This window comes from Streptomyces sp. WAC00040 (assembly GCF_056835925.1).
Window position 1 is genome coordinate 144,179 of sequence record NZ_JAKQZE010000006.1, and the last position, 15,813, is coordinate 159,991.

Sequence of the window (15,813 nt, forward strand, 5' to 3'; positions counted from 1 at the left end):
AGTGGGGCGGACCGACGGACCGCCGGACCGGTCAGACCGTCAGCGCACGGTCCGTCGGCCGGATCGGCGCGGGCAGCGCACTCGCGCCCGTCAGGTAGCGGTCCACGCCGCGCGCCGCAGAGCGGCCCTCGGCGATCGCCCACACGATCAGCGACTGGCCGCGGCCGGCGTCGCCCGCGACGAACACGCCGTCGACGTTCGTCGCGAAGTCCGCGTCACGCGCCACGTTGCCGCGCTCGTCGAGGTCGAGGCCGAACTGCTCGACCATGCCGTTGGACCGGTCGATGCCGGTGAAGCCCATCGCCAGGGTGACCAGCTGTGCCGGGATGCGGCGCTCGGTGCCGGGCTTCTGCTCCAGCTTGCCGTCCTTGAACTCCACCTCCACGAGGTGGAGTGCCTGGACGTTGCCGTCCTCGTCGCCCTCGAAGTGGGTGGTGGAGACGGAGTAGACCCGCTCGCCGCCCTCCTCGTGCGCGGAGGTGACCTTGTAGAGCATCGGGAAGGTCGGCCACGGCTGGTTGGCGTTCCGCTCCTCGCCCGGGCGAGGCATGATCTCCAGCTGGGTGACTGACGCCGCCCCCTGCCGGTGGGCGGTGCCCACGCAGTCCGCGCCGGTGTCGCCGCCGCCGATGACGACGACGTGCTTGCCCTCCGCGGTGATGGGGGGCGCCACGAAGTCGCCCTCCTGCACCTTGTTCGCGAGCGGCAGGTACTCCATTGCGAAGTGGACACCGTTCAGTTCACGGCCCGGCACGGGCAGGTCGCGGGAGACGGTGGCGCCGGCCGCGACGACGACCGCGTCGTAGCGGCGGCGCAGCGCGTCGGCCGGCATGTCCTTGCCGATCTCGACCTCGGTGCGGAACTTGGTGCCTTCCGCGCGCATCTGCTCGATGCGGCGGTTGATGTGCACCTTCTCCATCTTGAACTCGGGGATGCCGTAGCGCAGGAGCCCGCCGATGCGGTCGGCGCGCTCGTACACGACGACCGTGTGCCCGGCGCGGGTCAGCTGCTGCGCGGCGGCGAGACCGGCCGGGCCGGAGCCGATGACAGCAACGGTCTTGCCGGAGAGGCGCTCCGGCGGCTGGGGGGTGACGTCGCCGGAGTCCCACGCCTTGTCGATGATGGAGACTTCGACGTTCTTGATGGTGACGGCGGGCTGGTTGATGCCGAGCACGCACGCCGCTTCGCAGGGTGCCGGGCACAGACGGCCGGTGAACTCCGGGAAGTTGTTGGTGGCGTGCAGCCGCTCGGAGGCGGCGCCCCAGTCCTCGCGGTAGGCGTAGTCGTTCCACTCGGGGATGAGGTTCCCGAGCGGGCAGCCGTTGTGGCAGAACGGGATGCCGCAGTCCATGCACCGGCCGGCCTGCTTGCTGATGATCGGCAGCAGGGAGCCGGGGACGTAGACCTCGTTCCAGTCCTTGACGCGTTCCTCGACGGGGCGGGTCTCGGCGACCTCGCGCCCGGTGGTCAGGAAGCCCTTGGGGTCAGCCATTGGTCGCCGCCTCCATCATCTTCTCGGTGGTCTCCTGCTCGGAGAGACCGGCGAGCTCAGCGGCGTCCTTGGCGGCGAGCACTGCCTTGTACGTGGTCGGGATGATCTTGCTGAAGCGGTCCACGCTCACGGACCAGTCGACGAGAAGCTTCTCGGCGACGGTCGAGCCGGTCTCCTCGAAGTGGCGGCGCACGACATCGTGCAGCCACTGCTTGTCGGTCTCGTCCAGGGTTTCGATCGCGCCGAGGTTGCCGGAGTTGACGTTGTCCCGGTCGAGGTCGATCACGTAGGCGATGCCACCGGACATGCCGGCCGCGAAGTTGCGGCCCGTCTCGCCGAGGACGACCGCGTGTCCGCCGGTCATGTACTCGCAGCCGTGGTCGCCCACGCCTTCGGAGACCACCAGCGCACCGGAGTTGCGGACGCAGAAGCGCTCGCCGGTCCGGCCGCGCAGGAACAGCTCGCCGCCGGTGGCGCCGTAGGCGATGGTGTTGCCGGCGATGGTCGAGTACTCGGCCAGGTGGTCGGCGCCCCGGTCGGGACGGACGATCACACGGCCGCCGGAGAGGCCCTTGCCGACGTAGTCGTTGGCATCGCCCTCGAGGCGCAGCGTGATGCCGCGCGGCACGAACGCGCCGAACGACTGGCCGGCGGAGCCGGTGAAGGTGATGTCGATGGTGTCGTCGGGCAGGCCCGCGCCGCCGAACTTCTTCGTCACCTCGTGGCCGAGCATGGTGCCGACGGTCCGGTTGATGTTCCGGATGGCGACCTGGCCGCGGACCGGCTGGGCGTCCTCGGCGGTGGCGGCGTTCAGCGCCTCCGCGGCGAGCTCGATGAGCTCGTTGTCGAGGGCCTTCTCCAGGCCGTGGTCCTGCTCGGCGACCTGGTGGCGCACCGCGCCGTCGGGCAGTTCGGGCACGTGGAACAGCGGCGCCAGGTCGAGGCCCTGCGCCTTCCAGTGGTCGACGGCCCGGTCGGTGTCGAGCAGTTCGGCGTGGCCGACGGCCTCCTCGATGCTGCGGAAGCCCAGCTCGGCCAGGATCTCGCGGACCTCCTGAGCGATGAACTCGAAGAAGTTGACGACGAATTCGGCCTTGCCGGAGAACCGCTCGCGCAGGACCGGGTTCTGCGTGGCGATGCCGACCGGGCAGGTGTCCAGGTGGCAGACGCGCATCATGACGCAGCCGGAGACCACGAGCGGGGCGGTCGCGAAACCGAACTCCTCGGCGCCGAGCAGCGCGGCGATGACGACGTCGCGGCCGGTCTTGAGCTGGCCGTCGGTCTGGACGACGATCCGGTCGCGCAGGCCGTTGAGCAGCAGGGTCTGCTGGGTCTCGGCGAGGCCGAGCTCCCAGGGGCCTCCCGCGTGCTTCAGGGAGGTCAGCGGGGAGGCGCCCGTACCGCCGTCGTGGCCGGAGATCAGGACGACGTCCGCGTGGGCCTTGGAGACACCGGCGGCGACCGTGCCGACGCCGACCTCGGAGACCAGCTTCACGTGGATGCGGGCGGCCGGGTTGGCGTTCTTGAGGTCGTGGATCAGCTGAGCCAGGTCCTCGATGGAGTAGATGTCGTGGTGCGGCGGCGGGGAGATCAGCCCCACGCCGGGGGTGGAGTGCCGGGTCTTGGCCACCCACGGGTAGACCTTGTGGCCGGGCAGCTGGCCGCCCTCGCCGGGCTTGGCGCCCTGGGCCATCTTGATCTGGATGTCATCGGCGTTGACCAGGTACTCGCTCGTCACGCCGAAGCGGCCGGAGGCGACCTGCTTGATCGACGAACGCCGCTCCGGGTCGTACAGACGCTCCGGGTCCTCGCCGCCCTCACCGGTGTTGGACTTGCCGCCCAGCTGGTTCATGGCGATGGCGAGGGTCTCGTGCGCCTCCTTGGAGATGGAGCCGTACGACATGGCGCCGGTGGAGAAGCGCTTGACGATCTCGGAGACGGGCTCGACCTCGTCGACGGAGATCGGCTCGCGGCCCGAGGTGCCGTCGGCGGTCTTCAGGGCGAACAGGCCGCGCAGCGTCATCAGCCGCTCGGACTGCTCGTTCACCCGCTCCGTGTACTTCTTGAAGATGTCGTACCGCTTGTTGCGCGTGGCGTGCTGCAGGCGGAAGACCGTCTCCGGGTCGAAGAGGTGCGGCTCGCCCTCGCGGCGCCACTGGTACTCGCCGCCGATCTCCAGGGCGCGGTGCGTGGCGGCGATGCCGGAGGCCGGGTAGGCCTTGGCGTGCCGAGCGGCGACCTCCTTGGCGACGACGTCGAGTCCGGCGCCGCCGATCTTGGTGGCGGTGCCGTTGAAGTACTTGTCGACGAAGGCCTCGTTGAGACCGACGGCCTCGAAGACCTGCGCGCCGCGATAGGAGGCGACCGTGGAGATGCCCATCTTGGACATGACCTTGAGGACGCCCTTGCCGAGGGCGTAGATCAGGTTCCGGATGGCCTGCTCGGGCTCGAGGCCCTCGATGAAGGTGCCGGCGCGGACCAGGTCCTCGACGGACTCCATCGCGAGGTACGGGTTGACCGCGGCGGCGCCGTAGCCGATGAGCAGGGCGACGTGGTGGACCTCGCGGACGTCACCGGCCTCGACCAGCAGGCCCACCTGGGTGCGCTGCTTGGTGCGGATGAGGTGGTGGTGGACGGCGGAGGTGAGCAGCAGCGACGGGATGGGCGCGTGCTCGGCGTCCGAGTGCCGGTCGGAGAGGACGATCAGGCGGGCGCCGTCCTCTATGGCCGCGTCCACCTCGCCGCAGATCGCCTCGATACGGGCGGCGAGCGCGTCGCCGCCGCCGGAGACCCGGTAGAGGCCGGCCAGGGTGGCCGCCTTCATGCCGGGCATGTCGCCGTCGGCGTTGATGTGGATGAGCTTGGCCAGCTCGTCGTTGTCGATCACCGGGAAGGGCAGCGTGACGCTGCGGCAGGACGCCGCGGTCGGCTCCAGCAGGTTGCCCTGGGGGCCGAGCGAGGAGTACAGAGAGGTGACGAGCTCCTCGCGGATGGCGTCCAGCGGCGGGTTGGTGACCTGCGCGAACAGCTGGGTGAAGTAGTCGAAGAGCAGCCGCGGGCGCTCGGAGAGGGCCGCGATCGGCGAGTCCGTGCCCATGGAGCCGAGCGGCTCGCCGCCGGTGCGGGCCATCGGCGCGAGAATGACGCGCAGCTCTTCCTCGGTGTAGCCGAAGGTCTGCTGGCGGCGGGTGACGGAGGCGTGGGTGTGGACGATGTGCTCGCGCTCGGGGAGGTCCTCGAGCTCGATCTCACCGGCCTCCAGCCACTCCTGGTAGGGGTGCTCGGCGGCGAGGGCGGACTTGATCTCGTCGTCCTCGATGATGCGGTGCTCCGCGGTGTCGACGAGGAACATCTTGCCGGGCTGCAGGCGGCCCTTGCGGACGACCTTGGCCGGGTCGATGTCGAGGACGCCGACCTCGGAGGAGAGGACGACAAGGCCGTCGTCGGTGACCCAGTAGCGGCCGGGGCGCAGACCGTTGCGGTCGAGGACCGCGCCGACCTGGACGCCGTCGGTGAAGGTCACGCAGGCGGGGCCGTCCCAGGGCTCCATCATCGTGGAGTGGTACTGGTAGAAGGCGCGCCGGGCGGGGTCCATGGAGTCGTGGTTCTCCCACGCCTCGGGGACCATCATCAGCACCGAGTGGGGCAGTGAACGGCCGCCGAGGTGGAGCAGCTCCAGGACCTCGTCGAAGGAGGCGGAGTCGGAGGCGTCCGGGGTGCAGACGGGGAAGATCCGGTCGATCTTGCCGGCGCCGGAGTTGAACAGCTTGGAGGCGAGCTGCGACTCACGGGCGCGCATCCAGTTCCGGTTGCCCTTGACCGTGTTGATCTCACCGTTGTGCGCGACGAAGCGGTACGGGTGTGCCAGCGGCCAGCTCGGGAACGTGTTCGTGGAGAACCGCGAGTGGACGAGCGCGACGGCCGTTGCGAAGCGCCGGTCGGACAGGTCCGGGAAGAACGGCTCCAGCTGGCCGGTGGTCAGCATGCCCTTGTAGACGATGGTCCGCGCGGACAGCGACGGGAAGTAGACGCCTGCCTCGCGCTCGGCACGCTTGCGCAGCACGAAGGCCTTGCGGTCCAGCGCGATGCCCTCGCTGCTGCCGTCGCCCACGAAGAGCTGACGGAAGGCGGGCATGGTGGCGCGGGCGCCGTTGCCGAGCAGGTCGGGAGTGACCGGGACCTCACGCCAGCCGAGGACGGTGAGGCCCTCTTCGCCGGCGATCGTCTCGATCTTCGAGACGGCGGCCTCGTTGTCCTCCGCGTCGGCCGGGAGGAAGGCGATTCCGACGGCGTACGAGCCGGCCTGAGGCAGCTCGAACGCGGTGACCTCGCGGAGGAAGGCGTCGGGGACCTGGAGAAGGATGCCCGCGCCGTCGCCGGAGTCGGGCTCGGAGCCGGTGGCGCCGCGGTGCTCGAGGTTCCGCAGTACGGTCAGCGCCTGCTCGACCAACTCATGGCTGGCAACACCGGTGAGGGTGGCCACGAACCCGACACCGCAGGCGTCGTGTTCGTTACGGGGGTCGTACATCCCCTGGGGGGCGGGGCGACCGTCCATGGGCGACCAGGCGTCGGAACGCATCGGCTCTCCCGTCGTCGTCGTGGCATGTGCAGTGCCGAGGGACGACGTTGGCCCTCCGCGAAATTTCGTGCAGGTTACATGATGGAGTGCTTCTCGAGAAGTGGATAGCTCATTCCAGCATGCGGACACCGCCTCTGGCGGTAAAGGTGGGTCACAACGGACAAATCGATATCCGGAGGACTCTCGCAGAGCAGGCTTCATTGCCCACAGTGTTTTCGGCTCATGCCCGGCGATTGCGGATTCGAAACCACCGAGTAACGGCTACTTATGTCGTGCCATGCATAGTGTCTCACCCATGGGCGCCTTCGCGGCAGGACGTACGTCACAGGGTGCGGGACGCGGGCCGGAAACGCGAACGCACCGGCTCCCGCAGAAGCCGGTGCGGTGACGAGGCCGGGCCGCGTGGCGTCAGACGGCTGTCCCGATGAGAGTGCCGAGGGCGTATGTGAGCGCGGCAGCGGTGCCGCCGAGGGCGAGCTGGCGCACGCCGCTGAACCACCAGCTGCGGGCCGTGACCTTCGCCACCAGCGCGCCGCACGCGAACAGACCGACGAGCGCCAGAAGCACCGCGGGCCAGAGCGTGCTCGCGCCGAGGAGGTACGGCAGCACCGGCAGCAGCGCTCCGAGCGCGAACGAACCGAACGAGGACACGGCGGCGACGAACGGGGAGGGCAGGTCGTCCGGGTCGATGCCCAGCTCCTCGCGGGCGTGGATCTCGAGGGCCTGGTCGGGGTCCTTGGACAGCTGCATCGCCACTTCACGGGCGAGCGCGGGCTGCACGCCGCGGGCCACGTACAGGGCGGCCAGCTCTTCCATCTCGTCGACCGGATGCTTGCGCAACTCCCGGCGTTCCACGTCCAGTTCGGCCTCGACCAGCTCGCGCTGGGACGCGACGGAGGTGTACTCGCCGGCCGCCATGGAGAAGGCGCCGGCGGCGAGTCCCGCGAGTCCCGCGATGACGACGGTCTGCTGCGAGACCGCCCCACCGGCGACACCGGTCATCAGTGCGAGGTTGGAGACCAGTCCGTCCATCGCGCCGAACACCGCCGGACGCAGCCAGCCACCGTTCACATCGCGGTGCGTGTGGTTGTCACGGTGCGCCTCGTGCAGCGTGGCCTCGGTCTCGATGATGGACACAGATCTCCCCTTTCTCCGGCAGTGGCCCGATCGGCCCCGCCCCCCTCGTCGCCCTCGAAGATACGCCGGATGTAAGGGGCGTACCAGCAAGGCAGGCTTTACTTACCTGGCTCGGAGAATGGGCGAATCGGGTGACAGAAACGTTCCTCCGACTCATTGCGGGCGGCTCGTGGCACAGATCGAGGAACAAGGCTCGCGCGCGCGAAGGGGACCTTCATGGAAGTGCTGGAAGCGTCCGGCTCCGGTTCCACCGCCGCCCTGCTCGACCGGGCCCGCGGAGCACTCCTCGGCCTCGCGGTCGGCGACGCGCTCGGCGCCCCGGCCGAGAACCTGCGTCCCTCCGAGATCCGCCGCCGTTGGGGCCGCATCGAGGGCTTCGTGAGCGACGACCCGGCGGGCACCGACGACACCGAGTACGCGATCTTCTCCGGTCTGCTGCTCGCCCGCCACGGCTCCGCGCTGACCGTCGCACATGTCGAGTCGGCGTGGCACGAGTGGATCGCGGACCTGGACGAAGGGCCGTTCCGCGGGGCGGGGTTCAGCGAGCGCGGCACCTTGGAGAACCTCCGCAGGGGCCTCGCGGCCCCCATCTCCGCGCAGCACCGGCACGCGTGGAGCGACGGTCTCGCGATGCGGGCCGCCCCCTTCGGCGTCTTCGCCGCCGGCCGCCCCGCGGAAGCGGCACGGCTGGTGGCCGTCGACGGGAGCGTCAGCCACGACGGCGAGGGCATCTACGGCGGCCGGGCGGTGGCGGCGGGTGTCGCTGCGGCCATGGGCGGCGCGGGCCCGGCGGGAGTGATCGGCGCGGCGCTTTCCGTCGTCCCCATGGACTCCTGGACGGCCCGCTCCATGCGGCGCGCGGTCGTCGCCGCCGGACGGACGTACCCCGACGCCCTCTCCATGGAACGGGCCGTCCGCTCCGCGGTCGTCATCGGCGGCTACCCGTGGACGGATCTGGCTCCCGAGGCGGTCGGCCTCGCGTTCGGCGCGTTCGCCGCGGCACGGGGCGACTTCCGTACGTCGGTGCTGACGGCGGTCAACATGGGCCGTGACGCCGACACCACGGCGGCGGTCGCCGGCGCGCTGGCGGGCTCGGTGTCCGGTACCGCGGCGATCCCGGAGGAATGGGCATCGGCCATCGGCCCGGTCCGCGGCAGCTGTCTCCCCTCCATGCGGGGCTACCACGTCCTGGACATCGCCGATCTGCTGACGCCGGACGACGGGGACGACGCGGCATGACCCCCGGCCCGGACCCCGTCCCCGACACCGCGAAGCCCGGCACGTCGCCCGACACCGAAGCCGTCGGCCGGACGCGGGGCGCCGGCGACCGGGTGCACATCCACGACACCCACAAGCCCGGGCCCCCGGACGACACCGAAGCCGCCCGCCGCACACGGGAGACCACCGACCGGGTGCACATCCACGACACCTACGAGCCCGGGCCCCCGGACGACACCAAAAGCGCGAGCGGGACGCGGAGCACCGATGTGGTCCTCGTTCACGGCACATTGACCGGCCGGGCGCCGGCGGCGACGGCACGCGCCCCGCAATACGCTCCGGCCGTCGCCCTCGGCATCCGGCCCTCGGGCGAGACGGCCCACACGCGCGGCACCTCGCTCGGCACGCCGGCACCGAAGCACACACGGCCCGGCGGGCGCCCGGCGCGCAGGACGGAGTACCTCGCGCCGGACGGACCGCGCCGGATCGAGGGCCTCCTGCTGGGACTCGCCGCCGGTGACGCCGCAGGATGGCCGGCCGCACGGCACCGTGCCGCCCGGATGCCCGAGTGGACCCGGCGTCTGACCCGCGAGCTCGACACCTTCGCCGAGCAGAACGCCACGACGACCCTGCCCGTCCCCATCGCGCTCAACCAGCCGCCGGAGCCCCTCCGGCTGGGCCCCTCCGACGACGCCGAGTGGGCGGCGTTCGCCGCCGGGACGGTGCTCACCGCCTCAGGGCAGCTCTTCCGTGGCCTCGCCGCGGAGCGCCGTATGCGGGCCGCGATCGACGTCGCCTGGAACTCCCTCGCGGGCCAGGTCGCCGCGGCCGCAGAGCGCGCTCCCGAGGTCGAGTCCGCCGTGCTGCCCCTGCGCGCCCGCATCTCCGTGCGCGCCGGGCTCGGCAACCTGGCCACCGGTCTGCGCCCTCCGGCCACCGGCCACGACAACCCGCACTACTTCGATGACGCCGCCTGTGTGCGGGCCGCCGTGCTCGCCGTCGTCCACCCGGGCGACCCGGCCTCGGCCGCCGGGCTGGCCGAGTTCGACGCCCGGTACACACAGGACGGCGACGGGGTCCACGGGGCCCGCGCCATGGCCGCCGCCGTCGCCGCCGCGCTCGGCGGCGCGGACGTGGACACGGCCGTCGACGCGGCGCTCGCCCAGCTCCCGGAGGCTACGGAGATCGGCCGCAACGCGCACCACGCGGTCGCGCTCGCCCGCGACGCGTCGGGCGCCTTCGAGTTGGTACCGCTGCTCGAGCACCAGATCGTCGACCATGTCTACAGCTACGGCATCGCCGCCGCGGAGACCGTGCCGGTCGCGCTCGCCGTCGCCGTCGCCGCGCGCGGCAAGGTCGCGGAGGCCGTGCCCGCGGCCGCTTGTCTCTCCCGCGTCGCCGACTCGGCGCCGGCCCTCGCAGGCGCGCTCACCGGGGCGCTCGGCGGCGGCACTTCCCTGCCCGCCACCTGGCGCGACGCCTGCCGCACACTGGCCGGCTGTGCGCTGCCCCGTCTCGCGGGGACGGACCTCGTCGAACTCGCCGCCCTGCTCGAAACGGCGCTCCGCCCGCCCGGAGGGCTGCCGCTGGGTGCCGTCCCGCCCACGGGGTAGCCGAAACCCCGGCGCGAGGTCCGCCGTTGCCGGCCACCACAGGGGGACAATTCCGACATGACGACGACCACGGCGGCGACGAAGACGGCCGCAGCAGCGGCGACGAATCCCCTCTCACTCGAAGACCGGATCACCGGCAGCCTCGTCGGCGCAGCGGTCGGCGACGCGCTGGGCGGCCCTGTCGAGGGATACACCCCCGACCAGATCGTGGAACGGCACGGCGGCCGCGTCACCGGCATCGTCGGCCCCTGGCACGGTGACGAGTGGCGCACCGCACGCCCCATCGCCCCGTACCACAAGGGTGACGGGCACATCACCGACGACACCCTGATGACGCACGCGCTCATCGGGGTGTACGCCACGGTCCGCGACCACCTCGACGCGTACGCCGTCGCCGACCACCTCGTCCCGGACCTCATCACCAACCCCCGCTGGATCCCGGAACTCGAGGCCGAGGCCATTCCCCTCCAGCGGCTCTTCCTCGCCGAGAAGTGGCTCGTCGCCCGGCTGCACTACGGGCACCACGACCCGCGGGAGGCGGGCAGCGGAAACATCGTCAACTGTGGTGCCGCGATGTACATGGCGCCGGTGGGTCTGGTCAACGCGGCCAACCCCGTGGCGGCCTACGCGGAGGCGGTCGACATCGCGGGCGCCCACCAATCCTCCTACGGGCGGGAGGCGGCCGGAGTGTTCGCGGCCGCCGTCGCCGCCGCGTGCCTGCCGGGCGCCACCCCGGCCTCCGTCGTCGAGGCGGCGACGGCCCTGGCGAAGGACGGCACCCAGGCGGCGATCGAGTCGGTGGCCGAAGCGGCCGCACGGCACACGGACTTCGAGTCGGCGCTGGTGCCGCTGCGGGCGGCGGTCGCGCCGTTCGACACGGTCGGCCCCGACTACCGCTCACCCTCACTGGGCGCACGCCGCCCCTCCCGCCTCCACTCCATCGAGGAGCTCCCGATCGCGCTCGGAATGCTCCTCGTCAACGACGGCGACTACCGCCGTACGGTCCTGTCGGCCGTCAACTACGGGCGGGACTGCGACTCGATCGCGACGATGGCCGGCGCGATCGCGGGCGCCCTGAGCGGCGAGGCGGCCGTGCCGGAGGAGTGGGCCCAACAGGTCGCGGAAGCCAGCCGTGTCGACCTGCACGCGCCGGCGGCCGAACTGGCCGCGATCGCACGCGAGATCCACGAACGGGACACCCGGCGCCGGCGGGCCCACGAGGCGGCGTTCGCCACGCTCACGGGCACGGCACGATGACGCAGACGCTGCGGCTCACCTGGGTCCAGCCGGAGGACCTGATCGGCCATGAACTGAGGCAGGCGGAGGAGGACGGCAGGGACGGATCGCCGGTCCGGGACCGCTGGCTGGCGGCGGGCGGCGCGCTCGCCCCGGAGCGCGCGGGGGCGTCGCGGGCGTCCGCGCCGGGCGCGCTGCGGGCACTGGCCGAGGAACTGCTCGGCGAACTGGCGGCCCTGCCCTGCCCGTCGACCGCCGACGAGCCCATGTCGCTCGCCGGCATCGCGGCAGCCTGCCGCCTGCCCCTGGCGGCCGACGGCCACGGCGCGGGAGGCGGCGGTAGAGCGCGGCAGGCCCTCATGGCCGAGTCGGACACCGGCGTCCCGGCGTCCGGGCCTCCGGCGGCGCCGGAGCAGGCCGAGCGCTCCGATGTCGTAGGCAGCGGTACGCGAACGACCCGCGCCCCCGGCCCGGCGGACACACCCCTGCCACGGCCGGCGCACCGGCTCGAAGACGCGCTGCACGCCGCCTGGCTCGGGCGCGCCGCCGGCTGCCTGCTCGGCAAACCCGTCGAGAAGCTGCCGCTACACGCCATCCGCGACCTCGCCCGCGCCACCGGCAACTGGCCTCTCACCACCTGGTTCACCGCCAAGGGTCTGCCGCCGGAGCTCGCCGCCGCCCATCCGTGGAACCGGCGCAGCGCCGCCACCTCCCTCGCGGAGAACATCGACAGCATGCCGGAGGACGACGACCTCAACTATCCGCTCCTCGGCCTTCTTCTCCTCCAGCGCCACGGCAGGGGCTTCACCACCGACGATGTCGCCCGGCTGTGGCTGGACGAGTTGCCGGCCGGGCGCACGTTCACGGCGGAGCGCATCGCGTACCGCAACCTCCTGTGCGGCATCGAGCCCTCGCTGACCGCCTCCCACCACAACCCGTTCCGCGAATGGATCGGCGCGGCCATCCGCGCCGACATCCACGGCTGGACCAACCCCGGCGCGCCCGAGGCCGCCGCCGCGCAGGCGTACCGGGACGCCTGCCTCACGCACACTGCGAACGGCGTGTACGGCGCCATGTTCACCGCCGCCGCCATCGCCGCCGCGGCCACCGGCACCGCCGATGTGCACGCGGCGATCGCCGCCGGCCTCACCGTCGTCCCGCCCCGCTCACGCTTCGCCGCCGCCGTGCGCTTCGGCGTCCGCGCGGCCGCGGAGCACACCGACTTCGCCGACGCCGTCGACAGCGTCCACGCCGAGTACGGGGCCTACCACTGGGTGCATGTGCTGCCCAACGCCGCGCTGCTCGTCGCCGCACTCACCCATGCCGACGGTGACTTCACCGGTTCCATCTGCCGCGCCGTGTCCGGCGGGCTCGACACCGACTCGAACGGTGCGACGGCCGGATCGCTCGCGGGCCTGCTGGCGGGGCGGCCGGACGCCCTGCCCGAGCGGTGGACCGCCCCGCTGAAGAACCGGCTCGCCACCTCCGTCACCGGGTTCGACGGCGTCGGCTTCGACACGCTCGCCCACCTCACGCTCAAGGAGGCACTCCGCCCATGACAGGCATCGTGGTGCTCGGCAGCACCAACATGGACCTCGTCGCCTTCGTGGCGCACGCGCCGAAACGCGGGGAGACCGTCACGGGGCGCGAGTTCCGCACGGTCCCCGGCGGCAAGGGCGCCAACCAGGCCGTCGCTGCGGCACGCGCCGGCGGCGATGTCGCGATGATCGGCGCGGTCGGCTCCGACGCGTTCGGCCCCCAACTGCGGCACACCCTCGAATCCAGCGGTGTCGACATCGACCTGCTCCGGACCTCCGAATGCCCCTCCGGCACCGCCCACATCGTCGTCGACGACGAGGGCGGCAACGCCATCGTCGTCATCCCGGGCGCCAACGGCACCGTCACCGCCCTCGCTCCCGGCGAGGAAGCCCTCATCGCCACCGCGGACACCCTGCTGCTCCAGCTCGAACTCCCCCTCAGCGCCGTCCTCGACGGTGCAGAGGCAGCCCGCCGCCACGGGGTGCGGACGGTCCTCACCCCCGCCCCCGCCCAGCCGCTGCCGCCCGAACTCCTCGCCGCCACCGATCTGCTGGTGCCCAACGAGCACGAGGCGGCCACCCTCACCGGCATCGCCGACCACCGCTCCGCTGCTCAGGAACTGCTGCGCCAGGTCCCGGAGGTGGTCATCACCCTGGGGTCCGCAGGCTGTCTGTACGCGGCCCGGGGCACCGAGCCGATCAGCGTCCCCGCACCCGCCGTGCACGCCGTGGACACCACCGCGGCGGGCGACACCTTCGTCGGTGCCCTGGCCGTGGCCCTCGGTGAGAAGAAGCCGATCAGGCAGTGCCTGGCCTGGGCATGCGCGGCAGCCGCCCTGTCCGTCCAGCGCCCGGGAGCGTCCTCTTCCATGCCGTACCGCTCCGAGATCGACGCCGCCTCATGAGCCCTGCGTCGTCTCCCCTCCCCCCGAACCCCCTTCCCTTGAATCCCCTTCCTCTGGAGGGTCACCATCTCCCGGAAGGCCACCGTCCGCCGGAGGCTCGCCTTCCGCTGGAGGGCCTGCGGGTCCTCGACCTCGCGACCCTCTTCGCCGGCCCCCTGTGCGCCACGATGCTCGGTGACTTCGGCGCCGAGGTCATCAAGGTCGAGCACCCGACCCGCCCCGATCCGTCACGCGGCCACGGCCCGGCCAAGAACGGTGTCGGGCTGTGGTGGAAGGTCCTCGGCCGCAACAAGCGCAACGTCACCCTCGACCTGTCCGCCCCCGGCGGCCGGGAGACCCTGCTCCGTCTCGCCGCGACCGCCGACGTGGTCGTCGAGAACTTCCGCCCCGGCACGCTGGAGAAATGGGGGCTCGGCTGGAACGAACTGAGCGCGGCCAACCCACGGCTGGTCCTCGCCCGGGTCACGGGCTTCGGACAGTTCGGCCCGTACTCCCACCGCCCCGGTTTCGGCACCCTCGCGGAGGCGATGAGCGGCTTCGCCGCCGCCACCGGCGAACCGGAAGGTCCGCCGACACTTCCCCCGTTCGGCCTCGCCGACTCCGTCGCCGCCCTCGCCACCGCCTATGCCGTGATGACCGCACTCGCCGCCCGCGCCACCACCGGCCGCGGCCAGGTCGTCGACATGGCGATCATCGAACCGATCCTGGCCGTACTCGGCCCGCAGGCGCTCTGGTACGACCAGCTCGGCTATGTCCAGCCCCGCACGGGCAACCGCTCCCGCAACAACGCGCCGCGCAACATCTACCGCACCGTGGACGGCAGTTGGCTCGCCGTCTCCACCTCCGCCCAGTCCGTCGCGGAACGCGTCATGCATCTTGTGGGCCGGCCCGAGCTCGTCGACGAGCCGTGGTTCGCCACCGGAACCGGCCGCGCCGAACACGCCGGCGAGCTCGACGACGCCGTCGGCGGCTGGATCGCCCGCCGGACCCGCGACGAGGTGGTCGACGCGTTCGAGAAGGCGGAGGCGGCCGTCGCCCCCGTCTACGACATCAGCGACGTCATGGAGGATCCGCAGTACCAGGCGCTCGGGACCATCACGGACGTACCGGACCCCGAACTCGGAACGCTGCGTATGCAGAACGTCATCTTCCGGCTGTCGGAGACCCCCGGCCGTATCCGCTGGGCCGGCCGGCCGCACGGCGCGGACACCGAGGAGGTCCTCACGGAACTCGGCCTGACCTCCACCGACATCACCGCACTCCGCACCCAAGGGGCACTATGACCATCCCCCTCACCTGGCTCTACGCCCCGGGCGACCGCCCGGAAGTGGTTCGCAAGGCCATCGCCTCGGAGGCCGACATCGTCATCGTCGACCTCGAGGACGCCGTCGCCCAGGGCCGCAAGCCGTACGCCCTCGACGCGACGGCAGAACTTCTGTCGTCCCCCCAGCCGCTCCCTGTCCATGTCCGCATCAACTCCCCCCATGACGTCGAGGCACTCGCCGGACTGCCGGGTCTGAGTGCCCTGCGTGTCCCAAAGGTCGCATACGCCACTGACATCCAGCAGATCGCGGCCCGCGCACCGGGCCTCCCCTTGTACCCGCTCATCGAGTCGGCGCTCGCAGTGGAACACGCGTACGCGATCGCCACCTCGCACGACGCCATCGCCGGCATCGCGCTCGGCGAGTCGGATCTCCGCGCCGACCTCGGTCTCCGCGGCGACGCCGGCCTCGACTGGCCCCGCACACGGACGGTCATGGCCGCGAGGGCCGCGGGGCTCGCGCCGCCGCCACAGTCGGTCTTCCCGGACATTCTCGACCTCGACGGCCTCTACGCGTCCTGCTCCCACGGCAGGTCCCTCGGCTTCCTGGGCCGGGCGGCCATCCACCCACGCCAGCTCCCCGTCATCGAACGCGCCTTCCGCCCGACGAAGGAGGAGATCGAAGCGGCCGAGGACATCGTGAAGGCGGCAGCGTCGGACGCGGGGGCACTGGCCCTGCCGGACGGCCGCTTCGTCGACGCGGCGGTGGTGGCGGCGGCCCGCCGGACGCTGGCGCTGGCGAGCCGCGAGGAGCTCTGAGCGGGTGGCGGGGCC

General features: G+C 72.0%; 10 protein-coding genes. 7 read left to right on the forward strand and 3 right to left on the reverse strand.

Annotation, left to right across the window (positions count from 1 at the left end):
* Window positions 1–31: 31 nt before the first annotated feature.
* From MDN94_RS38095 to MDN94_RS38105, 3 genes are all read right to left on the reverse strand, one after another.
* Window positions 32–1,492: a glutamate synthase subunit beta gene (locus tag MDN94_RS38095; protein WP_482730341.1), complete on the reverse strand. Its 1,461-nt coding sequence runs from the start codon at window positions 1,490–1,492 to the stop codon at window positions 32–34.
* Window positions 1,485–6,071 carry a glutamate synthase large subunit gene (gltB, locus tag MDN94_RS38100; protein WP_482730342.1) on the reverse strand — a complete coding sequence of 1,529 codons (4,587 nt, stop codon included), beginning with the start codon at window positions 6,069–6,071 and terminating at the stop codon, window positions 1,485–1,487. Before gltB ends, MDN94_RS38095 begins: the two co-directional genes overlap by 8 nt.
* Before the next feature lie 408 nt (window positions 6,072–6,479).
* The gene (locus MDN94_RS38105) at window positions 6,480–7,208 is read right to left on the reverse strand and encodes a VIT1/CCC1 transporter family protein (protein ID WP_482730343.1); all 729 of its coding nucleotides are present in this window, start codon (window positions 7,206–7,208) and stop codon (window positions 6,480–6,482) included.
* A 216-nt stretch (window positions 7,209–7,424) separates the two neighbouring features.
* Here MDN94_RS38105 and MDN94_RS38110 point away from each other — a divergent pair, with 216 nt between their 5' ends.
* Genes MDN94_RS38110 through MDN94_RS38140 form a run of 7 tightly spaced genes read left to right on the forward strand, consistent with a single transcriptional unit; the run spans window position 7,425 to window position 15,798 of the window.
* Complete coding sequence (locus MDN94_RS38110) at window positions 7,425–8,447, forward strand: ADP-ribosylglycohydrolase family protein (protein WP_482730344.1); 1,023 nt, start codon at window positions 7,425–7,427, stop codon at window positions 8,445–8,447.
* Window positions 8,444–10,039: an ADP-ribosylglycohydrolase family protein gene (locus MDN94_RS38115; protein WP_482730345.1), complete on the forward strand. Its 1,596-nt coding sequence runs from the start codon at window positions 8,444–8,446 to the stop codon at window positions 10,037–10,039. Before MDN94_RS38110 ends, MDN94_RS38115 begins: the two co-directional genes overlap by 4 nt.
* Before the next feature lie 57 nt (window positions 10,040–10,096).
* Window positions 10,097–11,296, forward strand: coding sequence for an ADP-ribosylglycohydrolase family protein (locus MDN94_RS38120; RefSeq protein ID WP_482730346.1), 1,200 nt, complete (start codon window positions 10,097–10,099; stop codon window positions 11,294–11,296).
* A complete protein-coding gene (locus MDN94_RS38125; protein ID WP_482730347.1) occupies window positions 11,293–12,834 on the forward strand; it encodes an ADP-ribosylglycohydrolase family protein in 1,542 nt (513 codons plus the stop codon). The genes MDN94_RS38120 and MDN94_RS38125 overlap by 4 nt, the downstream gene beginning before the upstream one ends.
* Window positions 12,831–13,718: a ribokinase gene (gene rbsK, locus MDN94_RS38130; RefSeq protein ID WP_482730348.1), complete on the forward strand. Its 888-nt coding sequence runs from the start codon at window positions 12,831–12,833 to the stop codon at window positions 13,716–13,718. Before MDN94_RS38125 ends, rbsK begins: the two co-directional genes overlap by 4 nt.
* Window positions 13,715–15,001: a CaiB/BaiF CoA transferase family protein gene (locus MDN94_RS38135; protein ID WP_482730349.1), complete on the forward strand. Its 1,287-nt coding sequence runs from the start codon at window positions 13,715–13,717 to the stop codon at window positions 14,999–15,001. The genes rbsK and MDN94_RS38135 overlap by 4 nt, the downstream gene beginning before the upstream one ends.
* The gene (locus MDN94_RS38140; RefSeq protein WP_482730350.1) at window positions 14,998–15,798 is read left to right on the forward strand and encodes an HpcH/HpaI aldolase/citrate lyase family protein; all 801 of its coding nucleotides are present in this window, start codon (window positions 14,998–15,000) and stop codon (window positions 15,796–15,798) included. Before MDN94_RS38135 ends, MDN94_RS38140 begins: the two co-directional genes overlap by 4 nt.
* The last annotated feature ends 15 nt before the right edge of the window (window positions 15,799–15,813 follow it).